The sequence below is a fragment of the Natribacillus halophilus genome (assembly GCF_900100185.1).
Lineage (GTDB): Bacteria > Bacillota > Bacilli > Bacillales > Marinococcaceae > Natribacillus > Natribacillus halophilus.
Genome location: NZ_FNEN01000021.1, coordinates 20,541 through 44,299, shown reverse-complemented (window position 1 = coordinate 44,299; position 23,759 = coordinate 20,541). Strand labels below are relative to the sequence as shown.

Genomic DNA, 23,759 nt, shown 5'->3' with positions numbered 1-23,759 from the left:
CATCTTAGAAACGTCTCAAAACCTTCAAGGTCGTTGGTGAAATTGATGCGTTTCCCAAACTCGAAACCGCGATCATCAATGGCACGAGCAACATGTTTGTTCTTAGCAATGTCGACGCCAATGATAAGTGTTTCCGGGGTGATTTGAGCGAGCTTTTCATTTTGTGTATAATTCATGATGAGTCCTCCTTGGTTCCCTAAATTCGAGATTCGATGATCATTCATCGTCTACTCCGCACTATACCAAGGAGGCTCTTTTGTGTTCAAAGCCCAAAATTTCACCTAACAGGAATGCTTTCTTTTTCGGAATGCCCACCTTTGAATTGTCAGCGATTATAACGATGACCATTGTTGCCATCATTATTATGATCGAAAGTATTGGCGCCTTTTTTGCCCTTGGCGAAATTACTGATCGCAAGTTAACCGGTCATGACATTAAAAAAGGACTGAGAGCGGAAGGGGTTGGTGGGTTTATCAGTGGAATCTTTAATTCCTTCACCCATTCTACTTTTTCACAAAACGTAGGTTTAGTTGCCCTTACGGGCGTTAAAAGCCGCTATGTACTAATTGCGGCCGGCATCATTCTTCTGATATTGGGCCTTTTTCCCAAAGTATCCGCTCTCGCTTCCATGATCCCCAGGCCGGTCCTTGGAGGCGCGATGATCCCCATGTTCGGAATGTTGATTGCTACCTCACTGCGGATGATCAACCGATCAGATTTGACAAAGGGAACGAATCAACTCGTTATTGCTGTCGGTTTAGGAATCGCTTTAGCGATCGAAGGCGCGGAAGAGGTTTTAGCCGCTTACCCTGATAATATTACGCTCATTGTCGGAAACGGTATCGTCATGGGAACCATCACGTTGTTCACTTTGAATTTATTGCTTAATGGTCCCGACAAAACGGAACACGCAACAAATGATCCTCCCACATCAACAAAGGCCGGCGGATAACGCCTATGAGTCCCAGTTTGAATATAATTCACATTCTCCCCCAGAGAGACAAGCGTCTCTTTGGAGGAGTTTTAATGGCAATTCAAGGTATTATACATTTTTTACAACCTATATGTTCACGCATAACTTTTTTCCTTTTTGATCATATACAACAATTGTTCAGTATACATTTAGTCAATTACTGGTTCTCACCCAAAAAGGTCCAGATTTTCCACCAATTAGACCGAAAAATCGATTATAATAGAGACAGACTACGATGTTGGAGGTTCTACCATGTTCAAGCCAGGAGACAAACATGTACAAAAAACACTCTTCGATCAGGATCAAGCATTTCCGGACTATGTTGTTGAAATCCTAAAAAAAAGCTAGGCCGAGGATTTTTATCGTCTTATTCTTACGCAAATTGATGAAGAACGTTTTTCCGTATTATATAGCGAAAGGCCAGCCCCCAAACAAGCCAGTGAATGTACTGGTTGGTTTGCTTATCCTCAAGCAACAGAACTTGCTTTCTGACGAAGAGTTGATTGGATCTCTTTATTTTGATTATCGGTTTCAATATGCTTTGGGTCTGGAGGCAAATGCAGATAAGGAACGTCTCTGTGTCAATACCATATCTAACTTTAGATGTCGCCTGGTTGAACATGAACTCCAAACGGGAGAAAACCTCCTCCAACAAGAAATGGAATCGCTCGCTGAAAAGATGGCCGATTTTCTGTCTTTAAATAAATCGCTGGCACGCATGGATTCCACGATGCTCGACAGTTCCTGCAAGAAAATGACACGCATTGAGTTGGTTTATACGGTGATTCGTAACATGGTCAAGGAAGTAAACAAGGTTCCGGGATTGGATATCCCTGAGTCTTATTTGGCATACCTTGAGAAAGGCCATAAGAACCAAACCATATATAAAACCAAATCGGCAGAGGAAGCATCTAAACTGGAATCCCTCATTTATCAGGCGTATGACTTGCACGCGTGGGTTAAAGATACATCCGTAGCTCTTGATACGGATGCTTTTGCGCACCTGTCGCGACTCCTTCAAGAACAATCCATTGAGACAGAGGACGGTGTCGCTGTTCCGATCGAGGGATCAAAATTATCTTCTCGTGTCCTTCAAAACCCATCGGACCCTGACGCAACCTTTCGTCATAAAGGCGGCGACCATCATATCGGGCAATAGCCTAAATCTTGTCGAAGTTCATGACCCTGAACAAGAAACAGGGCTTATTATGCATGCCGACTTGAAAGAGAACACCCATAGTGATGCCCAATTTGGCGAGGACTTTGTCAAAGAGCACCCTTTGGCCGACGAGATTGACACACTAGCTGTTGACGGCGCTTACTATCGCCAGGAAACGGTGAAGCACGCAGATGGAAAAGACCTTGAAATCAACTTTTCAAAGATGACAGGTGGTCCTGTTTCCGATGACTATATAGGGGTCGATCAATTTGAGATTGATCCCGAAACAGGTGAGATCACAAGATGTCCACAAGGCTATGAGCCAACCTTTGCCATCTACGATGCCGAGAAAGAGATATACACAGCCAAATTTTACAAAGACCATTGCGAGCAATGCCCTCTACTCAACCAGTGCCAAGTCAAAGAGCAAAAGAAAGCCTACCACGTTTCGTTTAGCGAAACCAAAAGACGGACCGACCAAACGCGCGCCAAAATTGGAACAAAAAGGCACCAGGATCTTTCCAACTTTCAGGCGAGTGTCGAAGGTGTGCCATCTGTATTAAAATGGGCCTATCGATTGGAGGATTTGCCTGTCAGGGGACGCGTACGTCCAAAAATCTGGTTATATGCCTCAATCATTGCCCAAAACTTCAAAAGATGCACGAAACACCTTAAAAAGATGGCTCCAGCCACCATATAGAGGGGATGGGGTGATTTTTTTCAAAGAAAAAATACCCTTTTGAACTCTAAAACGCGGCTCACTTTTGTTGGAAAAGACTTTGAGTGAACCTTAAAACCATAGTTTTTGGGTGCTAACCTATTGTTAAATACGTAGAATATGTTCCGAAAATGACAAATTTCCCTGATTACAACGAAACCCTCTATGCCTATTATGACGTTGTTGGGGGAAGTTTATTTACACCATTCTCTCAACTTTCATATACCAAAGGTTTTGAGATAGCACAAGTAGCTCGGGCTGAGACCCGAGCTAAGGACAATACCGTTTAGTTAGGTGTTTGTATCGTCGTGAGTGCGGTGGTTCTCGGCGCGGTTGGGGCCAGCTGGCGTGTTGGGGCCGTTTGAGTAGCCATAGGGCGATTTTTGTGTTTGACCACCCGCGGCCTGGATCGCCACCTTCGTCTTCACTGGCGTGGTAGGGACACACTCACCAATTTGCTTGGCACCGACGACCTGACCTGGCAAGGTGTCGTTGGAATTCAACGTGGAGACAGGGTTGTGCGTTCTGGCATTCCTGTGGGCGCAGTTGATACTCACGCTTATCGGCCAACAACTGGGCCAGGAAGATAGCCAATTCCCTCGAGACGTCGAGCGTGGCACCATAGGTAAGCAGTGGAGCCTCGTAGTGGAGATGATCTTTGACGCGATACATCTTCTACAAGGGGACTCCATGACTGTCCTTACTGGGCACCCGTACACATCACCAGTCCCGACAGCACACGAGATCTTCTTGAGACCACCTCATTGTGTTATGGAGCTGAAGGAACTATACCTATTCTGTCTCGTTGACGACGTCGAGCGCTTCATCAGTTGCCGCGATGACAGGGACCACCAAAGGCTCCTCGAATTCCTCCTCTATTCTGAGAGCAGGCTCCGACAGCGGCCCGCCACCCATGATTACCGCTTCGGCGCCTTCCGAACTGATGGACTCCTGTACCGCTTCAGTTAGCGCCGCGTCAAGTTCTTCCGGTGACTCATCCAGTTCATCAGGGTCCCCGGGCGTGACCCTGACACCCTGATACAGATGCGAATAACCAAACGACTCGGCTCTCTCCTGGAACGACTCGACCAAGTCCTCGTCCGGCGTGATAGTTGCGATGCTGAACTTCCGGTCGTCCTGCGCGGCGGCATGAAATGACTCTTCACCGATGCCGAACACCGGGACATCGACCTCCTCGCGCAATTCCTCAAGCCCTGGATCGCTGAAGGCTGAGACGATAATGGCGGCAACGTTCTCATCTTCCGCGGCTTCTACGCCGAGCTCCACTACGCCAGGCGCCGCTTCTTCCATATCCTGAGGTGTCTCCAGCAGCGGTGGAGCATCTTCATTACTGACTCCCTCAACATTTGCGACGCCGTCGGCCTCCGCCTCGGCGAGGTCGGCCATCGAGCGGGTCGAGTCTTCATTGGAGTTCGGATTGATGAGAACGATGGTGTTAGCTGTTTCGGAAGTGCTCGACTGTGTACTGTCGCCCTGTGTACTGTCGTCGGCACCTGCGCAGCTGGTCAGCAAAAACACGAGCATGGTCAAACCAGCCAGGACTCGGCGACCAGCTGAGAACTTCGGTCGAGAAGATCGATATGGACGGTAGCTCACGAAAATTCCTCCTAAAAGGTAACCGAACAGGTACTGATGTAGCTTATAACCGCTGTCACCGTGTTTTGAGTTTAGGGATTTCAATTTTGGAATAATAGTTCCATATTTTTGGGGTGTGACCTTCGATGGGGACAGGTCTCTATCATATTGATGAAAAGCATTGCGAACACTGTTTAAGGCGTCAATACACCGATAAAGACGGCGAAAAAATCGGTGCTAGGTTTTAGCAAGTGTTACCATCATTCCTTACCTCATGCGCAAAGCTTCATTTTGTTTTTTCCTTTTTGCAATTGTTTTTAAATTTTTATCTTTAACAGAACAATATCGTTATAAAGGTTGCAATTAATTCTCGTTCTCCCTCATTACGCATGGCTCATAAGCCTTCCACTTCATATTTTGTATCCTTTAAATATTATGAATATAAATTCTTTCTTTGGGATGAGGTTTCCGGCTCAATATGTTCACCTCCTCGTATTTATATAGCCTCTCGGCATTCGCCGAGGCTGATGCTTTCATCGATTTGAACAAACGAAGCAAGACGAACATCGAAACGGGCAGTGATATTCAAATTTCTCCGAGGATATTCCCATCTGTCCAAACGGGAAGAAAATGAAATCGAATGGCTTTGACAAATCCCAGAACCGTCGGAAGTTGCGGGTGTTCGGACGCGACATATGGTCGAACCTATCATACGAAATCAAGCGACAACCTGCGCAATAGGTGTTACGACAATGATTCCTGTCACCCCCTTAAAAGGATACACACTAGTAAGTAAATATACGATTATGATAGCGCTATCTGATAAGTCTGTCATTATGATCATTGGCTAAAAATGAAGCTTTATATTATCTAATATGACCATATAATGTATGAAATAAATACGACATACAAACCTGAATTATTCATACCTCCAAGTAAAAGCATGCATGAATAAGCATCAAAGCTCATGATTTTTTCGTTTTGTGCTCAAAAAATGTGGTGTGATAACTAACATTGTGATAACGCATAGCGTCAAACGCTGAAAAATGGCCTTTTTTGGACATACGTCTCCCTTAGTCTTGAAATGGCTTTTAAAAAATGTGGAGCGATCGCATGTCATTCTAGTTTTAGCCTTTGAATACGATTGAGCACATTCCAGAAAAAGGTTTCATAGACAAAACTTGAAGACAATTTAAAGTAAAACGAACGGCCCTGATTTCACTAGTTTGCTTGCCACTTTAATGACTTTTGATCGTATGGTTTGGATTTGCATGCTTTTGTTCTTCCGGAAAACAAAGCGTGAGCAGCCAACCTCCGAGTCTATTATCAAAATTAACAAATAAAAATCATATATTTAGCCAGATGTAATAATGACATACGCTTTGGATAGAGTTAATATACTCACTATCTATATAAACAGATGAGCATTAGAATACAGTCATATTTTTAGGAGGTGAAGTGATTAACGTCTTAAGATACTATTTCCTACGAGGCACTCTTACTCAAATGCTACAATGCTATGCAGGAAAGAGTTGAAATCGCCTTCAAATTAAAGCTATATAATCGCGCATTTTGTTTATAGGATGCATTCAAAAGCCTGTTATGGAGAAGAAAAGGTATTGTTTTGTCTTAGTTTTATGAACCTAGCCACTACGTTTTCAAATTAAATTTTTGAAAACTCAAAATCAAATCCGAAAATCATCAATCTACCCCAAAGTCAAATGTAGCATAAAGCAAAGGTGCTAAAATTGGCAAGGAGGTTTTAACATGCAAACATCACCGAAACCGGAAGAACAGCATCAAGTCAAAAAGAAAAGAACAATGAAACTGCCTCACATTTATGTAATATTATTTATCTTAGCTGCCGCAGGAGCCATTATGTCTTACATTATTCCTGCGGGCGAATATGACCGAGTTCCAGGTCCAAACGGACAAGAGGCCATCGACCCGGACTCCTTCACACAAGTCGAAGCTTCACCTGTCACACTGACGGACTTTATGTTCGCAATCCCTAGAGGTTTGATTGACGCGAGCGAAATTGTATTCTTTACATTTATTATCGGCGGTGCTTTCATGGTTCTCCGGCATACCGGCATCATTGAGATTGGAGTCGAACGTCTAGCACGTAAATTTCAGACAAAGAGTCTCATGATAGTTCCCGTTTTGATAACAATCTTTGCCATGATTGCAACAATAATTGGAACACCTGAACTTTCACTCGTATATATTCCTGTCTTGATACCACTGATGATCTCACTTGGTTATGATTCCATGACAGCGGCAGCCATTGCGTTGGTATCAACTTGTCTAGGCTTCACTGCCGGTTTAACGAATCCGGGGACGGTAGGATTACCCCAACAAGTATCAGGCCTTGAGTTGTATTCCGGAATAGGCATGCGAGTTGTTGTCTTCGTTGTTATTGTCATCATAGGTTGTTGGTATATCGCACGCTATGCTAAAAAGGTTCGAGCAAACCCTCAGTCAAGCCTTGTATATGACGATGATAAGGAAAAGCGTGAACTTTATAAAGATGAACTAACAAAAGAGCCTAAAACCTTGTCAAAGCGGCAGAAGGTAGCCATATGGACATTACCCATTTTCTTTGGGATACTTGTTTTCGGGATTCTGCAATTTGGTTGGTTTATGATGGAAATATCCGGGTTATTTATATTTATAGGGGTCATTGTGGGGTTAATCGCCGGTCTTTCTATCACGAATATTTGCGAAGCATTTACCGAAGGTTTCCGTGAAATACTGGTGGGGGCGATTGTTATAGGGCTCGCTCGTGCTATTTCCGTAGTAATGGAAGATGGCCAAATCCTGGACACGATTGTTTTTGGTTTAGGCGGAATTGTAGGGCAATTGCCGGGAGCATTTTCAGCAGTAAGCATGCAGTACGTACAAATGACCATAAATTTCTTTATTCCATCCGGCAGTGGCCAAGCCCTTGTTACTATGCCAATCATGGCACCACTGTCCGACATTGCAGGAGTTACCAGGCAAACAGCTGTCTTAGCTTACCAATTCGGCGACGGCTTTGCACAAATTCTATTTCCGACTTCCGGTCATTTCATGGCCGCCCTCGTTATTGCTGGAGTTAGCTGGGGAAAATGGGTTCGTTTCTTTTTCCCACTCTTCCTTATTTATATGGCAGTAGCTAGTGCTTTTCTCATTTTTGCTTACATGATTCAGTGGACTGGGTGATATTTAACATCATGTGAAACGGCTAGTATTAAAAACTAGCCGTTTTGTTTATCTTCATAATTCTTCATGTATACTGGCATTTTTCAGCAACTTCTCCACCAATAAAGCAGTTCGGATACGCAATGAATCAGAAGGGTCCCTTAAGGAACAGTCAAGAATCGATTCAATTTTCTCAATTCGGTATTTCACCGTATTGCGATGAACAAAAAGTTTACGAGACGTTTCAGAGATCTCGCATTGGGTATCCAGGTAAACCTTCGTTGTTTTCATTAATTCATTCACTTCTTTCGTATCTTCTGTTGCGAATGCTTTTAGCGTATGGCGGTAAAACTCATGAAGATTTTTTAGGGGAACCATTTGAAACAACTCCAACAACTCCCGAACTTTATAAACGTGAATAAATGGTTCGTTTTCGTTCATATAACCGCTTTGCAGCGCATCAGATGCTTCATGATACGCATTTGGGAGTGCTTGCAATTTTTGTACGTAATTACTAACCCCGAAAGAAAGATTAATCCCTTGTTGTAAAACGTGGTTTTGTATATTTCGTAAAAAACCCTTCACGTTCCCGAGGACGTCGTCGTTATATGTGTCAAATTGAAGGACAGTCGCTACATAGGATTCTTGTGAAAATAAAACGCCGTCAAATGCGTAAGAAAGCATTGCATCTTCCATGTTTTCAAAAATCAGTTGTTGTATTTCCGCGATTTCTTTTTCCCTCTGCAAGGACCAATGCGCTTTTTTCTCTCCGTTCGCTTGACATAAAATCATAAGATAAAAAGCATCTTGACGCAATCCATAATATGCACAACGACTTTCAATCTCTGAGTCAGTGTCGAATCGTTTTTCGATGAGATCCGTAAAAAAATTGTTTTTTATAATTTGCAAATTTTCTTCAATGGCATGGTCTTTTAAAATCGTAAAAGAAATTACATTTGCCGCTTGTTCAATGGCGGTCTCCGATAATGGGTATGCCAACGTGACCGCATCTGAAATAATCAACATATTCGGCTGAAGTCTTTTTGTCTGAATCGGAAACGTCGTGATACTGCCGATGTTATTCTCTTCTATGAAAAATGTCGCCCCTTTTCGAGCAAGCGCCAGATCTTGTTTTATCGTATTCGTTATCGTCGTTTGTTTAGGCTTATCCAAGCGAACTTCTTCCGATGAAGCGTAGGGTTGACTGAGGCATTTTATTTCCCCACGGTGATCAGCGAGTAATAAAGGCCTCTTAATATAATAGCTGACTTGTTTGATAAGCGATTGAAGGGTATAGCCTTTAATCATCATATCTGAAAATTTTTGATGTAAATCCATGGCGTAGTATAATTGCTCTGCTCGTGCATCATTCAATAAGTTTAAAACGTTTTGAGATAGCTCCCCTAACTTATAATCCAACGGCAAATGAATAACGGGTAATGAAAGCGAATCGGCCACGATTTTTGCTTCTTCCGGTAAAGTATATAAGTATCGATCAAGTTTAACGATGATACCAGAACAGTTCCGGTCATTCATTTGTTCAATCAGACGGCAAAGCGCCTCCGGCTCCCCCTTGAAAGCGTATCCGGTCGTCAGCAAAAGTTCATGTTCATTTAAGTGATCGATGGCATCCGGGGTGTCCGAAATATTGACCGATTGTACGCTTCTCGTCAGACCGCGATGTCCTGCCATGACGGTGCTGTTTTTTAAACTTTCGATCAAAAATAAATCGTTAACGCTCTTCATACGAAAGCACCTTTCATCAGAGTTTGTTTAATCTATACAATAAATTATACATTTTTTAGTAGAAGACAACAATGTTTTTTTTCGGTCATCCAGTTACGCTAGAATTGCAAAATTATCAAGAAATTTATACTTTTATCGCTGTCTTTAAAAAGAAATGAGGCAATGATGTGGCACAATTTATGAAATTAAGACCTTGGGTGTCAGGGGTTCAATGGCTTTTTTTCATGTTTACAAACACAGTCGTTATCCCAATCACCATCGGCGCTGCTTTCTCTCTATCGCAAGAAAGTATAGTGACGTTGATGCAGTATTCCTTTATCGTGACAGGGATTGCTTGCATGATCCAGGCCGGCATCGGACATAAACGCGCGATTATGGAAGGGCAATCGGGGTTATGGTGGGGCGTAATGTTGTCTCTTGCGGCCATTGCCCCGGCTCAAGGGATTCCAATTGCAACTGTCGGAGGTAGCCTTATTGTCGGGATTATAATTTCCGGTATACTCACATTGATGATTGGTATTACCGGTTTGGGACCGCTCCTATCGAGAATGTTCACCCCAAATGTTATGGGCGTTTTTATGTTCCTTTTTGGTTGCCAAATTCTTGGAATCTTCCTTCAAGGTATGCTCGGGGTTCCCTTTGGAAACGAGACATCAGACTCCGAAGTGGCTATCAATCTTCCTGTTTCGCTGTTATCCATAATCATCGTTCTGATCGTCATTTTCATAAGCGTCAAAGCACCGGCAAAATATCGACCGTACGGATTATTAATCGGTATACTGATTGGTTGGTTCGCCTATAATATGATTTTTTCGACGGAAGCAACGATGACAAATATAACCGGGTTTCAATTTGATATCTTTATTCTTGGTACACCGGACTTTCATTGGGGAATCATTTTAACGGCTGTTGTTACCGGTATCTTAAATCTCGCCAATACGTTTGGTTCTCTTAAAGGGACGGAGCCGATGTACGATATCAGCACTACCAAAAGTGACTATAGGCGTTCTTTTTCAATTACAGGCGTTACTACCACGATAGCGGGCATAATTGGTCTCATTCCATACGCCCCATATGTCTCTTCTATTGGTTTTTTAAGCCAGACTAGAATATTGCAAAGGCTGCCGTTTGTGCTTGCTGGTATTATGTTTGTTTCCGTCGGTGTTGTCCCTTTATTCGCGAGCATCTTTGCAACCATCCCGTTAAGCATTGGAAGTGCAGTGTTATTTGTCGCGTATTTACAATTGTTTTTGTCTGCCTTTGGTTTCTTCAAACAAATGAACTTTACAAGCACAAACGTTTACCGAACGGCTATCCCTGTATTTACGGGTGTGATCATAATGACCATGCCGGGAACTTATTTTTCATCACTGCCTGAACTATGGCAACCTTTATTATCCAATGGGCTCCTTGTTGGACTCATGCTTGCCATTGTTTTGGAAATGGCCATTCCTTGGGACCGAATTTAACTCGATATCAAAAAACCCACTTTTAACGAGTGGGTTTTTTATGAAGAAACTCTTTCGCCGGAATGAAGGATCACTTTTGCGTCCTCCATTAAACCAACAATTTTCGCATATAGTATTGGCATTCGCCTGCGATCGGATACCCGTCCAGCTTTCCAACGATCTCAAATCCGTGCTTTTTGTAGAAATCCGGTGCTTGCCAACTTAACGTTTCCAGGTACATCATGCGGCAAGAATGGTTCACCGCTTCCGCTTCCATTTTTTGCAATAATTGGCTCCCGCACCCGCGACCACGGTAGGACGCGTGCACGGAGAAAAGCGAGATGTGCATATTGTGCCAAAAGATCTCACCGTTGATGCCAGCTACGATCTCACCCTCATCTTTGATTACAAAACAGACGAGGGTTTTCTCGCGGCTGGCGAACGCCGGTCGCTTCGCTTCCGTATCGGCTTGCAAATGAGTAGTCATTGCTTTTTTGGCCTCTTCGTAGTCGATGCGTTCGACGGGCATAAATTATTTTCCTATCTCTTGTGACATCCGCTCCACAAACGCGTCCAGCGATTCCGTGTTCGTTTCTTTTTCTCCGTATTTGCGGATGTTCACCGAACCGGCTTTCCTTTCATCATCCCCGAGCACGAGGGTATAAGGAATTTTTTGCGTTTGCGCTTCGCGGATTTTGTAGCCGAGTTTTTCGTCGCGGAGATCAGCTTCCACTCGCACGCCGGCAAATTGCAGTTTTTCTTTTACCTGTTGGATATATCCGCCATGAACATCCGGCGATACCGGTATCAGTTGCACTTGCACAGGCGCAAGCCAAGTCGGGAACGCGCCTTTGTATTCTTCAATTAGAAAAGCAACAAACCGTTCCATCGTCGAGACGACCCCGCGGTGAATGACGACCGGCCGGTGTTCTTTGCCGTCTTCGCCGATATAGGTGAGATCGAACTGGTTCGGCAAGTGAAAATCAAGTTGAACCGTCGCCAACGTCTCCTCTTTCCCGAGGGCTGTTTTTACTTGCAGGTCAAGCTTCGGACCGTAGAACGCCGCTTCTCCGGTAGCTTCGACATAATCCACGCTGTTCTCGTCCATTGCTTCTTTTAAAAGAACCTGTGCTTTCTCCCACATTTCATCGTTATCGACATATTTTTCCTTATCGTCCGGATCCCGATAAGAAAGGCGGAAATAGTAGTCGTTGATACCAAAATCTTTATAGACATATTGAACGAGTTCAACAACGCGTAAAAACTCGTCTTTCATTTGATCGGGACGACAGAAAATATGGGCGTCATTCAATGTCATGGCCCGAACACGCTGCAACCCGGCCAAAGCGCCCGACATTTCATGGCGATGCATCGTACCGAGTTCGGCAATGCGAAGCGGCAGTTCACGGTAACTATGCAAATCGTTCTTATAGACCATCATATGGTGCGGGCAATTCATGGGACGCAAAACGAGGTCTTCATTATCCATCTCCATGGCGGGAAACATGTCGTCATGGTAGTGCTCCCAGTGACCGGATGTTTTATAAAGATCCACACTTCCAAGCAGCGGGGTGTAGACATGATCGTAGCCAAGACGCTCTTCCAGGTCCACGATGTAGCGTTCAATCGTACGGCGGATGGTCGCGCCTTTAGGCAGCCACAGCGGCAGTCCCTGGCCGACTTGTTGATCAATGGTAAAAAGATCCAATTCCTTCCCTAGCTTGCGGTGGTCCCGTTCTTTCCTTTCCTGCAAAAGGTGCAAGTATTCATCGAGTTCACCTTGTTTCTGGAAGGCCGTCCCGTAAATCCGTTGCAGCATCTGGTTGTCACTGTCGCCACGCCAATAAGCACCGGAAATGTTCATGAGCTTGAATTTTTTCAGATCACTCGTTGCCGGCACGTGAACACCGCGGCAAAGGTCCACGAATTCCCCTTGTTCATATAGCGATACGGTTTCTCCTTCGGGGATATCATCGAGAAGTTCGAGTTTCAGCTCATCGCCCTGTTTTTCGAAAAAGGCTTTTGCTTCTTCCCGGGACACTTCCTTGCGGACGATCTCATGGTTTTCATCGATAATCTTTTGCATCTCTTTTTCGATTTTCGGCAAATCTTCCGGTGAAATCGTCGAGGCCGCTTCGATGTCATAATAAAAGCCCTCTTCAATGACCGGGCCGACGCCGAACTGGGCATCCGGATACAGGCGCTTGACCGCTTGCGCCAACAAGTGAGCCGTGCTGTGGCGGAGCACTTCCAATCCTTCCTGATCTTTGTACGTCAAAATTTCGACTTTGCCGTCATCGTTTAACGGCGCACGTAAATCGAAGTGTTCGCCATTTAATTTTCCGGCTACGGCTTGTTTTTTTAAGCCTGGACTTATGGAAGCCGCCACATCTTCCAGCGTCGCTCCCTGAGTAAATTCCTGTACGGATCCGTCTGGAAACATTAATTCCGGCATGTTGTCATCTCCTTTGTATTTTCACGAAAGAGCGTAAAAAAGCCCGCCCCAAAAAGGGACGAGCTTAACCCGCGGTTCCACCCTCGTGCCTTGCCGAGAGTGATCAGCAAGACGCTTGGACCGGTTAACGCCCGGGGACGGCAACGAATACTCTTCGTTCATCGTTGCAGCTCCGAGGGGGTAAACATCAGAACCGTCGATAAAAAGCTTTCAGCCGCGGGCTTTTCTCTCTGTCATTCGTATCCTGATATTCGCGTCCTCTTCCGTGCTATTGTTCGTTGTCCATATTATAAGGAGGTTTATCGGAAAATGCAAGTGCAGCATAGTTATTGACAGAGAAGGTTGATGCCCTAACCAGTGATCGTGCTTGCCGTTAGGTCGTCATCAGGGGCGTTTGGCGCCCTAACTGGTGAACGCACATGCCGTTAGGTCGTCAACCGAGTAGATTGACGCCCTAACTAATGATCACGCATGCCGTTAGGTCGTCATCAGAGCACCGGACTGCTACACCATCCCGAGCAACGTATGCGAGATATTCACCGAGTGCTGATGGATCCTCAGCATCCCGTTCATCAAGTCGGAAAATACGACGCTTACGGTGCTGCTCGAGCTTGCCCCCTGGTGGAAATGTTGATAGCGAAGCTCTCGTTCCATGCGCAAAATTTTCGGGTTGCTGTGGATGACGCGGAGCGCCACCTCTTCATCCTGATTCTGAAACCCTTGAATAGCATCGTTGAAGCTTTGCATGACTTCCTCATATAATTCCGCGACCTTCGTTCTTTCCCACTCGCTCAATGCTTTCCCGCCACGATCAAGTTTAGCGATCACCCGGGTCATATCCTTTACGGTATTGGCCATTCGTTCCAAATCGTTGTTAAAATAAAGCAGCTTTAACGCTTCTTCCGATTCCCGGTCGTTCAAGTCCTGTTCCATCATTTGTTGCAGATGATGATAAATCGCCTTATATAGATGATCGATTACTTTTTCTTCTTCAACGACGGCTGCCCGGGTTTTCTCGTCCCGGATCATCGTGATTAAATGCGGAAACATATCGTCACGGATTTTGCCCGACATGCGTTCAAGTTCCTTGCGCGCCTGCAATAAACCGACTGCAGGAAATTGCACGGTGTCCCGGTCAATATGTTTCACGTGTTTCGATGGTTCCATTTTTTCAGGCAACAACCGCACCATCCAATCCGCGAAACGATTGCAGAAAGGAAGAAGCAACAGCATGTTTACGATATTAAATATCGTGTGTGCATTCGCGATCTGACGCTCGACATCCCCGCCCAGCAGCGGGAGAACTTGCACAAACATTTGCGTAAAGGGTATAAAAATCGCAACACCAATCGCTTTAAAAATAGCGTGGGCGAGCGCTGCTCTTTGGGCATCTTTAGATGTTTTCAAACTGGCGATCATCGCGGTAACGACCGTACCCAAATTAGCGCCATAAACCGCATACACCGCTGCTTCCAGCGAAATCAATCCACTGCTTGTCAAGGCGAATAAAAGGGCTATCGTGGCTGCACTATTTTGAATGATAGCGGTAAAAACGGCAGCTACAAGTACAAAAAGCAATGGATAATCAGAGATAAACACCAACGATTCCCTGAAGAGTTCACTCGACTGCAGCGGCTCCATAGCCCCTGTCATCAAGTCCAAACCGAAAAAGACGAAGCCAAAACCCAATACGATCGAACCATAAGACCGAAATCGCGAATCAAAAAGAAACAAGAGCACACCGAGAATGACAAATACGAGAGCATAATCCGTAATCGCAAAAGCGATGAGTTGCACGGTAAACGTCGTTCCCACCGCTGAACCGAGCAGAACCCCCATCGCCCGGCGCAAACTGATCAACCCCGCATTCACAAAACCGACGATCATGACCGTAGCCGCGGTCGAAGACTGTAATATCGCCGCGAGCACTATACCGGCAAGAGCCCCGTACCATTGATTTTTCGTCACTTTTCGCAGAAATAGGTTAAGTTGATAGGACGATGACTTTCTCAGACCGTCACTCGCGATATGCATCCCATATAAGAAAATAGCGAGGCCGCCGAGCAGTTGCAGGCTAACTTCGATCCAATTCATCGTATCCATCCAGCCTGCGGTTAATATTCACGACATGATCGGCGATTCGTTCCACGTAGCGAATCGCGAGAAAAAGGGGCGCAACTTTTTCAAGCTGTTGCGGATTGGCTTTCATATCCCGGATTACTTGTTGTTGCAAGTCAGAAAATAACTCATCAACGTTCTCGTCCATCTGTTCAACCCTTTCATCCGCGCTATATGTTTGCGACTGCATCCCTTCCAGCGTCCTTGCCAACATATCCATGCTCACTTGCTGCATACGCATGTATCCATCGGCGAATGTCGCGCTTACATGGTGTTTTAACGCCTCCACGCCTGTTTCGGTTTTGAGTTCCGCAATGTTGACGACCTGGTCCCCAATCCGCTCAAATTCCCGAGCCATACGCATCATCGTTGTTAGGGCTTGCAGTTCTTCCGGTAGAGGAGGCTGCAGGCTGATTAAATGGAGAATGGATGTATGAATATGACGGTCGAACGCGTCGATGTCATTGTCTTTTTCAAGCAAGCGCTGGACATCCGGTCCTGTATGCTCTTCGAGAAGAATATCTTTTACCTGTTCCAACTGACCGGCGACTGCTTCTCCCATTTTGACGAGATCAGCTTCGATGTTTTTTAATTCTCTGCTAAAATTTGTCATTTCATACATCCTGTTACCCCCTTGTAATTATTCCTACACTAAAAAGAGGCTCTCAACAAGCCCCTCATTTCAATTCCTTTTATTTTGCAAGTTTAGTTTACATATAAGGATTATTTCCCGGGAAATGTGCCTGCACTCTTTAAAAGCCCCATTGTTCAAAAGGGCGGACATTCAACCTCTCCTGAAAAATCGCACGCAAAGTCTGAATCACACCATCATCCTGGGCCGTATAAATATAGAGATGTTGGGGCGCAATACTTGCAATCGGGCTGACAATCATTTCCATTGGTTGTAAACCGTCTTCGAAAATAAGGGCGGACTCTGTATGTTTCATTCTTTTCTCCGGCCCCCATTCATGACCATTAGCATCCACCAGCCAAAAGTATTCACTATTCTCATACCATAAATGAAGGTGTTTTGTGGCAGGGGCGGTCCTTTCCACATAGGAACGAAGTGTGTCCACGACTGTCTGATATTCCTGTTCCATCTGATACTCGTCGATCACGACTTCAGCAAGGCGCGCCAAATAGCGCTCATAATTTCCTGTACAAAAGGTAAGAAATGGGTTCCAGTAAAAAACAGAACTATCGCTCAGATACTCATTAATCGCCTGGTATAAAGAAGTCTTTCTCTCCGCAGCATTTCGTGTTTCCGGAATTTCAGGCCTTTCCCCGGCAAGCAACTCCCTGGCCAGTTCCATGACTTGCTCTCGTTCATCAGGATCCCGAAATTGAAAACGCTTCTTAATGAGTTTTTCAAGTAAGGATATTTCGTATCTTTGCATAATGTCTTCGGTTAAAACCGCCGCCATATACGGTCTTATTCCATGCTCCCACTCCATGTCGGAACCATCATGCCTACAATGAATCACATCTTCGTTTTGCTGCAATTGCAATGAAAAGGATGGAAACGCTGTTAATTTTGCCAACTCCTTCTCTACACGGGCGTATACACGTGCACAATCATGATCGTGATTAAACTCAATTGCCAACAAACTTAGCCCTCCTCCGAACTCTGCTCTATTTGATGCCGCATCCATGCACGTCATTCACTCTGCTAACATGTGTATGGGCAGGCTCCTGGTTTCATGCAGGGTTTTTCGGAGAAGTCACTGCGGTAACTGACAAATAAATCCCGCAAGCACCTGCTCACGGGAATGCCTATCCTTCTAGTTTTGCATCACGAAGTCTTTCTTGACGCGTTCATCTTCGGCGAACACGTGAAGGGTATTGTACTTCGTATCACGCACCGCCGGCGTTTTCCCGGCTTCGCGAATGATATCGAGCGCACGATTATTGTTCACTTTATAGGTGGCGCCTGCAGAGGAGACGACATTTTCCTCAATCATCGTGCTGCCGAAGTCGTTGCAACCGAAATGCAGCGAACGCTTGCCGGTTTCCGGTCCCATCGTGACCCAGGATGACTGGAAATTCGGCACATTATCGAGGAAGAGCCGGGAAATCGCCACGTTTTTCAAATAGCCGTTCGGTGAAATGCGTTCACCTTTCATGCGGGTATTATCCGGCTGGAAGGTCCAGGAAATAAACGCTAAAAACGGATTCACCTCATCCTGGGCATCACGAACCCGTTGCAAATGCAGAGCCCGCTCATGATAGGATTCACCGAAGCCGATCACCATCGTGGCTGTGCCATGCATGCCGGTTTTTTTGGCCAGTTTCATACAGTCAATCCATTCAGTCCATGTATCTTTCAGGCGGCTCACTTTTTTGCGGTTGGATTCCGTTAAAATTTCCGCACCCCCGCCGGGAAGAGAATCAAGACCGGCGTCTTTTAGTTCCTGGAGCACTTGCTCCAATGATAATCCCGACACTTCCACCATCTTGTAGATCTCTGTCGGAGAAAAGGAGTGCATCGTAATGCCCGGGAAGCGTTCCTTAATCTTTCTCAGTAAATTAGTATAGTAACTAAAAGGGAGATCCGGGTTCGTCCCTCCCTGCATCAAAATTTCTGTCCCGCCTACATCAACGGTTTGCTGAATTTTGTCCAGGACTTCCTCATCCGAAAGGACATACCCTTCTTCATGGCCCGGCGGGCGGTAAAAAGCACAAAATCTGCAATAAGTATCACAAAGGTTTGTATGGTTAACATTACGGCCGATCACAAAAGTCGTGATGGGATCCGGATGCCATTTTTTCATGACCTCGTTGGCTGCAGCTCCGATCTTCTCCAGCTCACTCTCGTCACTCTCATATAAGGCAACAGCATCGTCCATCGTCAGCCGTTCACCGGCGACGGCCTTATCCAATATCGCGTCGACGCTCATGGAATATCCTCCTTCACACATCGTCTTACATTTATATACTATCAAAAAAATGAACAAATGACGAATTTCAGAGATTGATATTATGTCTCCCGACGATTTCGTCCCGATAAATACAATTCCGTCGTAAACGGTCGAATGCGTTCCATAATACGCTTCGCTTTCATCCTTTCTTCCCCGCCTTTATTGGAATAGGAAAAATGCGCTTCAAGTTCTTCATAATCCCAATTCGACGTATAAACCGTCGGCAGTTTTTCCGTCATCCGGTGCTGTAAAATCGCTCCGAGAACATCGTCTCGAATCCAGTTCGACATCGTTTCCGCACCGATATCATCGAGCATGAGCACAGGTACACGTTTGACGGCATCGATTTTTTCATCGACGCTGCCTTCTCCGATGGCTTGTCGCATTTCCCGGAAAAACTCAGGGGCGTAGACGAGCATCGACTGAATCTGCCGGTCCGCCAGGGCGTTCGCGATCGCGGCCATCATATACGTTTTTCCGACACCGAACATGCCATGCAAATACAGCCCTTGTCCCTCTTCACCGGGTACGACCTCATGGGCAAAGGCAATCGCCTTTTTCAAGGCGGTCGACCGGCGGTCATCCGTATCATCGATGTCGACATTTTCCAGCGTTGCTTTCTTGAATTCAGCCGATACATACAAGCTTTTGACGAGTGCTTCCTGTTTTCTGCGGCGGGTGGCCGCTTTTTGCAAAGGACAGGGATGATAGCGCATGTGAATTTGTCCATGTTCAGGATACAGCTCCGGTTGGTGGCCTGTCATGGGGTTCGGGCACTTATCCAGGCCAGGACACTGGTCACAATTCTGCCAGGAATTTTTATACTCAAGGAGGGCCGTCATTCCCTGTTCAACGGCCCCTGCACTCAACGCTTCGCCATTTGCAAAAAGCCAGTCATGGACGCGCTTTTCTGTAAGCACATCCTGTCGGACCCGCTGTAACGCCTCTTCCCAGCCGGACTCCTGCATATATTTTTTTAATGACGACTGTATAGGTTCCATCGGTGCGTCATCCCTTTCGATACTGTTGCAAGAGCGTCTGGATTTGTTCACGATCCTCACTTACGCGCTTGCGCTTCTCTTCGTCACTGGCTTCCGTGACATCGCCGGTTAGCCACTTCGGCAGACGTTCCTTATGCTGGGAACGATTTTTCGATTGATTGCCCTGTTTGGACTTTTTCTTTCCTTGCTGATTTTGTTTTTGGTTGTTGGACCATTGTTTTTTCTTATTTTCATGTTTTGCCAGTTCCATGGCATCTTCGACTGTTTTCAGGTTCATTCGCGACCAATGACCTGCGATTGTCTCCACATATCTCGCATTTAATTTACGATTATTAGTACGCATCACATAATCGATGAGCACATTCGCCACACCTGGCTGCAACTGATAATCAAAGAGCAGCGACTCAACCAACCTGGCATCAGAAGGTGAAACCTCTGCACCATGTTCCGAAAAACTTTCCAGCAATGTTAACGGTGCGATCATCTCAAAATAACGAATAGTGGCTTTTTCATCATCTACCGGTTCCGTTGAGGAGGTGTTCTCCTGAGTCTGCGGCTTGTCCACTCGTAACCCGAGTTTCGGCGGTGTTTGCCCGAACGACATCCGGTACCACTCCTGCACCTTTTTCCTCAGCATACCAATATCCACTTCCTCGTCTCCAACCAGTGCTTGCTGAATGAGTTGACTCATGGATGCCGGATCGATCCGATACACAAACGCAAGCCGCCCTACAGCCTTTTTCACCTTATCCGTCAGAAGCTGATCCCGGTTAAAAAAAGAAGGTAAACGCTGATATAAAAGCTCAAAATCGAAGACATCTTCCTGTATGAATACGCCATTGGTCTGGGCGTTTGTCACCAGCTGTCCATCGGCTTGTCCTTCTAACTGTTCAGAGGTTGGAACGAGCTCCGACGGATGCAGAGAGGTGAACACGTCGTTAAAGGAAGCGGTCATTTCCGTCCAGCCGCTTCCCATTTCAGGGACGAGAAACTGTTGGCGCAAGCGACGGTATTTACTTTTTCCGATGCGATTGTATAGAAAAACGCTTAGGACATCATCTTCAAAAAATTGCCGGGGAGACATCGGCGGAAGGATTTCATAGATGAATTGACGATCCTCGCTCCCGGTGCCTGCCTTCACATATGTTTTCAGGAGCCCAACCGCTTCGAGTTTCCGACGAGCTTCCAGCAACGTCGTCAATGTTTCCCCGATGATAATCATGAGCTCGTGATGGGTGGACCCTTCACTTTGATAAACCCCGTGCGGTAACCGATGATACAGCGTCTGGTAAAAATTAGTGGCCTGGGCTCCGATCAAAGGTTGATAGAGTTGTGTAAGCACTTGCCTGTCCGTATCTGCCGGATACTGTGTCATACGCACACGAAAACCATCCACAGGCAGTACTTGTTTCCACGACACATCCACGTGCATCACCTCTATTCATCCTCTCTCGACCCATTGTCCTCATTTTGGTTCATCAAATCTTCCAATTCACTTATAAAAACATTGATATCCTTAAACTGCCGATAAACCGAGGCAAAACGGACGTACGCCACATCATCAATTTTCGCCAAATGCTTCATGACTTGTTCCCCCACCGCGTGGCTTGGTACTTCGGCCTCACCGTCACTTCTCAATTCGGTCTCCACCTTATTAACCACATTTTCCAGTGTCTCTAGCGCCACCGGACGTTTTTCGCACGCGCGAATCAGTCCGCGCAGCATTTTTTCCCGACTAAATTCTTCCCGGTTGCCATCTTTTTTGACAATGATGAGCGGGGTGACTTCCACGACCTCGAAAGTGGTAAATCGATGAGCACATGACTCGCATTCCCTGCGTCGGCGAATCGACTTGTGATCGTCATGGGGTCTCGAGTCAAGGACACGGCTTCCATTGTATTGACAGACCGGACAGCGCATCGAATCATCTCCATCGGGTGAATGTTGTTTTATCATACCATTTTGGATCCCTACTTTGGAAGTGGACGCATAAAAAAGACGTTCAACACCATCGCTGAACGTCCAATGACTTTTATCCTTTGACAGTGGAAGTTCGCGCTGACTTTTCAGCGACGAGGCGAACGAGGTCCACAACTCGGCACGCGTAGCCCCATTCATTGTCGTACCAGGCAAGCACTTTCACCTGGCGGTCGTTGATGACCATCGTCGATAATGTATCGATAATCGAAGAGCGCTCATCGCCGTTGTAATCAACCGAAACGAAAGGTTCATCGGAACAGCCCAAAATGCCTTTTAATTCTTTGTTCGAGGCCGAACGCAAGGCATCGTTGACATCTGTTTCCGTCACATCCGTGTTCAAATCGCAGACGAGATCAACCAACGATACATTCGGTGTCGGTACCCGTAAGGCTGTTCCATTCAATTTACCTTCAAGATGGGGCAGAACGAGTGAGATGGCTTTCGCGGCTCCTGTCGTTGTCGGAATAATCGATTGTCCGCAGGAACGTGCCCGCCGCAAATCTTTATGTGGATTGTCGATATTGTTTTGATCGTTCGTATATGAATGAACGGTCGTCATTAACCCGCTCTCGATGCCAAACGCTTCATCCAGCGTTTTAACGACAGGTGCGAGACTATTCGTCGTGCACGAGGCATTGGAAATAATATGATGTTGTTCGTCATCATAATCGCTGTCGTTAACACCGATGACGATCGTCGCGTCTTCGTTCTTCGCGGGCGCGGTAATCACCACTTTTTTGGCTCCTGCATCCAGATGGGCACTCGCGGCTTCCCTCGACTTGAATTTGCCGGTGGCTTCAATCACCACATCGATGTCCAACGCTTCCCAGGGCAATTCCCGCGGCTCCCGCGATTGCACGATTTTTATTTCCCGGCCATTTACAATCATGGCTTCTTCATTGGCTTCAACCGTCGCATCAAACCGTCCGTGTACGCTATCATGCTTGAGTAAATGTGCGAGTGTCTCGGGCGGGTATAACGCATTTACCGCGACGATGTTCAACTTATCATCAAAAAAAGCCCGGCGGAATGCCATTCTTCCTATACGACCGAAACCATTAATCGCCACTGTTGCACTCATCTTCGATTGCCTCCCATTTATGATATACTAATTACCTTCATTATATTGATTAGTATATCATATAACGATGGCTTGTACGATGTTTATGATTTACGCGGATCAATATTCCACTCTGCTAGTATGTACGCCAATTGTTCACTTGATTCATCACGACTGCCGTTATTATCGACAATCGCGTCCGCATAATCCTTTTTTTCTTTTAATGGCATTTGTGAGCGAATGCGATCGAGCGCTTCTTCTTCACTGCTCCCGTCCCGTTCCATCAGGCGCTTGAGCTGCACATCTTCATCCACATATGCCAGTAACACGCGATCAACCGTGTTCATCCGGTTATTTTCTATAAGCAGGGGAATGTCGAAAACAAGTGTATGATGCCCTTGTTCAAAAAGGGCATCTTTTTTCGCCATCATTTCTTCGCTGATCGCCGGGTGCATCGTACTATTAAGCCATTGCCGTTTCTCTTCATCGGCAAAAATGATACGGCCGAGCGCTTTACGATCCAGCGTCCCGTCTTCGTGAAAAACACGAGCGCCGAAAAAGGCTTTTATTTTTTCGTAGACAGGTTTGCCGGGCTCGACGACTTCCCTGGCAATCGCATCCGCGTCGATAATCGGCAACCCCCGGGAACGCATATCGTCAGCGAGCAAACTTTTCCCGCTGGCAATGCCGCCGGTGAGCCCTATGATCATAACTAACCACCTCTATATAAAGTTAAAAATGCCGATGCATACGATGAGTAAACCTGGCAAAAACACGAGTTTATCAATGGTTTTGCGATCCGCGAGCCGGAAGCCGCCTTTTTTCCCAAGCACTAAAAAGACTGAGCACATCACGAATACGAACACCGCAAAGACGATAACCGGATAACCGAGCATCGCCGCTCCGAAGCCGGCGCCAAAGGCATCCAATGCGAGGGCAAAGCCGAGGAGCATCGCTTCTTTTACGGAAATCGTTCCGGAGCCATCCATATCAGCGGCCGTTGGTTTTCGCAACACTTTGATCACGAGCCCCAATTTCTTGATTTCCCAGTTCACCATCGTTCCTTCCTGCTTTTTGCGAACAGGGGCGGAAGGCTGTTCCTTCGGCTGCATCGCTTGATAAATGGCCCATAACCCAATGCCGATCAAAATCGCTCCCCCGAGATAATCCGCGAATTGGGGAGGGATATAGTTAAAAAGCACTTGCGCAAACAATCCCGCCAGCAAGACGGATATGAATGAACAAAAACCTATAAGAACAACCGGCAATACGGAAATTTTGAGCTTTCGCATCCCATACGTCATCCCGACCCCAAAGGCATCGAGACTGACCGCGAAGGCCAGAACGAGTAAAGCCATCCAGCTTTCCATGAGATCTGCTCCCTCCAGCTATCTATTTAAAATA

General features: G+C 46.0%; 19 protein-coding genes and 2 pseudogenes. 5 read left to right on the top strand and 16 right to left on the bottom strand.

The window, feature by feature from the left end; genetic code table 11:
- Positions 1 to 176 (bottom strand): annotated as a pseudogene (locus BLS58_RS17300) (IS110 family transposase); the annotation flags it as partial.
- Positions 177 to 256: 80 nt separating this feature from the next.
- On the opposite strand from BLS58_RS17300, the gene BLS58_RS15460 reads away from it, so the two are divergent.
- The 3 genes from BLS58_RS15460 (at position 257) to BLS58_RS15450 (ending at position 2,832) form a co-directional block, all read left to right on the top strand.
- Positions 257 to 952, top strand: a complete 696-nt coding sequence (locus tag BLS58_RS15460; protein WP_245723208.1) for a solute carrier family 23 protein — start codon at positions 257 to 259, stop codon at positions 950 to 952.
- 406 nt (positions 953 to 1,358) lie between these two features.
- Positions 1,359 to 2,132, top strand: a complete 774-nt coding sequence (locus BLS58_RS15455) for a transposase (RefSeq protein ID WP_090399811.1) — start codon at positions 1,359 to 1,361, stop codon at positions 2,130 to 2,132.
- A 49-nt stretch (positions 2,133 to 2,181) separates the two neighbouring features.
- The gene (locus tag BLS58_RS15450) at positions 2,182 to 2,832 is read left to right on the top strand and encodes a transposase (protein ID WP_176764803.1); all 651 of its coding nucleotides are present in this window, start codon (positions 2,182 to 2,184) and stop codon (positions 2,830 to 2,832) included.
- An 810-nt stretch (positions 2,833 to 3,642) separates the two neighbouring features.
- Here BLS58_RS15450 and BLS58_RS15445 read toward each other — a convergent pair.
- The gene (locus BLS58_RS15445; protein WP_218126259.1) at positions 3,643 to 4,467 is read right to left on the bottom strand and encodes an aspartate/glutamate racemase family protein; all 825 of its coding nucleotides are present in this window, start codon (positions 4,465 to 4,467) and stop codon (positions 3,643 to 3,645) included.
- A 1,095-nt stretch (positions 4,468 to 5,562) separates the two neighbouring features.
- Positions 5,563 to 5,765: pseudogene (locus tag BLS58_RS15440) on the bottom strand (transposase); the annotation flags it as partial.
- A gap of 448 nt (positions 5,766 to 6,213) precedes the next feature.
- Between BLS58_RS15440 and BLS58_RS15435 the strand changes: the two are divergent.
- Entirely contained in the window at positions 6,214 to 7,650 is a 1,437-nt protein-coding gene (locus BLS58_RS15435) for a YfcC family protein (protein WP_090399808.1), read from the top strand.
- A 54-nt stretch (positions 7,651 to 7,704) separates the two neighbouring features.
- Here BLS58_RS15435 and BLS58_RS15430 read toward each other — a convergent pair whose 3' ends face one another.
- Complete coding sequence (locus BLS58_RS15430; RefSeq protein ID WP_090399806.1) at positions 7,705 to 9,375, bottom strand: PucR family transcriptional regulator; 1,671 nt, start codon at positions 9,373 to 9,375, stop codon at positions 7,705 to 7,707.
- A 179-nt stretch (positions 9,376 to 9,554) separates the two neighbouring features.
- Between BLS58_RS15430 and BLS58_RS15425 the strand changes: the two genes are divergently transcribed.
- Positions 9,555 to 10,844 carry a uracil/xanthine transporter gene (locus BLS58_RS15425; protein WP_090399813.1) on the top strand — a complete coding sequence of 430 codons (1,290 nt, stop codon included), beginning with the start codon at positions 9,555 to 9,557 and terminating at the stop codon, positions 10,842 to 10,844.
- An 88-nt stretch (positions 10,845 to 10,932) separates the two neighbouring features.
- On the opposite strand, the gene BLS58_RS15420 is transcribed toward BLS58_RS15425, so the two are convergent.
- The 12 genes from BLS58_RS15420 to ytaF all read right to left on the bottom strand — a co-directional run bounded on the left by BLS58_RS15420 (position 10,933) and on the right by ytaF (position 23,725).
- Positions 10,933 to 11,352, bottom strand: a complete 420-nt coding sequence (locus tag BLS58_RS15420) for a GNAT family N-acetyltransferase (RefSeq protein ID WP_090399805.1) — start codon at positions 11,350 to 11,352, stop codon at positions 10,933 to 10,935.
- A gap of 3 nt (positions 11,353 to 11,355) precedes the next feature.
- The gene (thrS, locus tag BLS58_RS15415) at positions 11,356 to 13,278 is read right to left on the bottom strand and encodes a threonine--tRNA ligase (RefSeq protein ID WP_090399803.1); all 1,923 of its coding nucleotides are present in this window, start codon (positions 13,276 to 13,278) and stop codon (positions 11,356 to 11,358) included.
- A gap of 504 nt (positions 13,279 to 13,782) precedes the next feature.
- Positions 13,783 to 15,372: a Na/Pi cotransporter family protein gene (locus tag BLS58_RS15410; protein WP_176764800.1), complete on the bottom strand. Its 1,590-nt coding sequence runs from the start codon at positions 15,370 to 15,372 to the stop codon at positions 13,783 to 13,785.
- Positions 15,353 to 16,018 carry a phosphate signaling complex PhoU family protein gene (locus BLS58_RS15405; protein ID WP_090399799.1) on the bottom strand — a complete coding sequence of 222 codons (666 nt, stop codon included), beginning with the start codon at positions 16,016 to 16,018 and terminating at the stop codon, positions 15,353 to 15,355. The genes BLS58_RS15410 and BLS58_RS15405 overlap by 20 nt, the downstream gene beginning before the upstream one ends.
- A gap of 130 nt (positions 16,019 to 16,148) precedes the next feature.
- Complete coding sequence (locus BLS58_RS15400) at positions 16,149 to 17,003, bottom strand: putative sporulation protein YtxC (protein WP_218126257.1); 855 nt, start codon at positions 17,001 to 17,003, stop codon at positions 16,149 to 16,151.
- 174 nt (positions 17,004 to 17,177) lie between these two features.
- Positions 17,178 to 18,293 (bottom strand): cyclic dehypoxanthinyl futalosine synthase, encoded by a 1,116-nt coding sequence (gene mqnC, locus BLS58_RS15395; protein WP_090399795.1) that lies wholly within the window; start codon positions 18,291 to 18,293, stop codon positions 17,178 to 17,180.
- Between the two features lie 80 nt (positions 18,294 to 18,373).
- On the bottom strand, positions 18,374 to 19,315 hold the full coding sequence (dnaI, locus tag BLS58_RS15390; protein ID WP_090399794.1) for a primosomal protein DnaI: 942 nt from the start codon (positions 19,313 to 19,315) through the stop codon (positions 18,374 to 18,376).
- A 7-nt stretch (positions 19,316 to 19,322) separates the two neighbouring features.
- The gene (locus BLS58_RS15385; protein WP_245723209.1) at positions 19,323 to 20,747 is read right to left on the bottom strand and encodes a replication initiation and membrane attachment family protein; all 1,425 of its coding nucleotides are present in this window, start codon (positions 20,745 to 20,747) and stop codon (positions 19,323 to 19,325) included.
- A gap of 5 nt (positions 20,748 to 20,752) precedes the next feature.
- Positions 20,753 to 21,235, bottom strand: coding sequence for a transcriptional regulator NrdR (gene nrdR, locus BLS58_RS15380; protein ID WP_090399790.1), 483 nt, complete (start codon positions 21,233 to 21,235; stop codon positions 20,753 to 20,755).
- Between the two features lie 112 nt (positions 21,236 to 21,347).
- Complete coding sequence (locus tag BLS58_RS15375) at positions 21,348 to 22,376, bottom strand: glyceraldehyde-3-phosphate dehydrogenase (RefSeq protein WP_090399787.1); 1,029 nt, start codon at positions 22,374 to 22,376, stop codon at positions 21,348 to 21,350.
- Between the two features lie 83 nt (positions 22,377 to 22,459).
- The gene (coaE, locus tag BLS58_RS15370) at positions 22,460 to 23,065 is read right to left on the bottom strand and encodes a dephospho-CoA kinase (RefSeq protein WP_090399784.1); all 606 of its coding nucleotides are present in this window, start codon (positions 23,063 to 23,065) and stop codon (positions 22,460 to 22,462) included.
- A 12-nt stretch (positions 23,066 to 23,077) separates the two neighbouring features.
- Complete coding sequence (gene ytaF / locus BLS58_RS15365; protein WP_090399782.1) at positions 23,078 to 23,725, bottom strand: sporulation membrane protein YtaF; 648 nt, start codon at positions 23,723 to 23,725, stop codon at positions 23,078 to 23,080.
- Positions 23,726 to 23,759: the final 34 nt, after the last annotated feature.

Coding starts and splice junctions, on each gene's coding strand:
- BLS58_RS15410 (WP_176764800.1), bottom strand. CDS start 15,372: ATGAATTGGATCGAAGTTAGCCTGCAACTGCTCGGCGGCCTCGCTATT.
- BLS58_RS15375 (WP_090399787.1), bottom strand. CDS start 22,376: ATGAGTGCAACAGTGGCGATTAATGGTTTCGGTCGTATAGGAAGAATG.
- BLS58_RS15420 (WP_090399805.1), bottom strand. CDS start 11,352: ATGCCCGTCGAACGCATCGACTACGAAGAGGCCAAAAAAGCAATGACT.
- BLS58_RS15430 (WP_090399806.1), bottom strand. CDS start 9,375: ATGAAGAGCGTTAACGATTTATTTTTGATCGAAAGTTTAAAAAACAGC.
- BLS58_RS15425 (WP_090399813.1), top strand. CDS start 9,555: ATGAAATTAAGACCTTGGGTGTCAGGGGTTCAATGGCTTTTTTTCATG.
- BLS58_RS15450 (WP_176764803.1), top strand. CDS start 2,182: ATGCATGCCGACTTGAAAGAGAACACCCATAGTGATGCCCAATTTGGC.
- thrS (WP_090399803.1), bottom strand. CDS start 13,278: ATGCCGGAATTAATGTTTCCAGACGGATCCGTACAGGAATTTACTCAG.
- mqnC (WP_090399795.1), bottom strand. CDS start 18,293: ATGAGCGTCGACGCGATATTGGATAAGGCCGTCGCCGGTGAACGGCTG.
- dnaI (WP_090399794.1), bottom strand. CDS start 19,315: ATGGAACCTATACAGTCGTCATTAAAAAAATATATGCAGGAGTCCGGC.
- BLS58_RS15405 (WP_090399799.1), bottom strand. CDS start 16,018: ATGTATGAAATGACAAATTTTAGCAGAGAATTAAAAAACATCGAAGCT.
- nrdR (WP_090399790.1), bottom strand. CDS start 21,235: ATGCGCTGTCCGGTCTGTCAATACAATGGAAGCCGTGTCCTTGACTCG.
- coaE (WP_090399784.1), bottom strand. CDS start 23,065: ATGATCATAGGGCTCACCGGCGGCATTGCCAGCGGGAAAAGTTTGCTC.
- BLS58_RS15455 (WP_090399811.1), top strand. CDS start 1,359: ATGAAGAACGTTTTTCCGTATTATATAGCGAAAGGCCAGCCCCCAAAC.
- BLS58_RS15435 (WP_090399808.1), top strand. CDS start 6,214: ATGCAAACATCACCGAAACCGGAAGAACAGCATCAAGTCAAAAAGAAA.
- ytaF (WP_090399782.1), bottom strand. CDS start 23,725: ATGGAAAGCTGGATGGCTTTACTCGTTCTGGCCTTCGCGGTCAGTCTC.
- BLS58_RS15385 (WP_245723209.1), bottom strand. CDS start 20,747: ATGCACGTGGATGTGTCGTGGAAACAAGTACTGCCTGTGGATGGTTTT.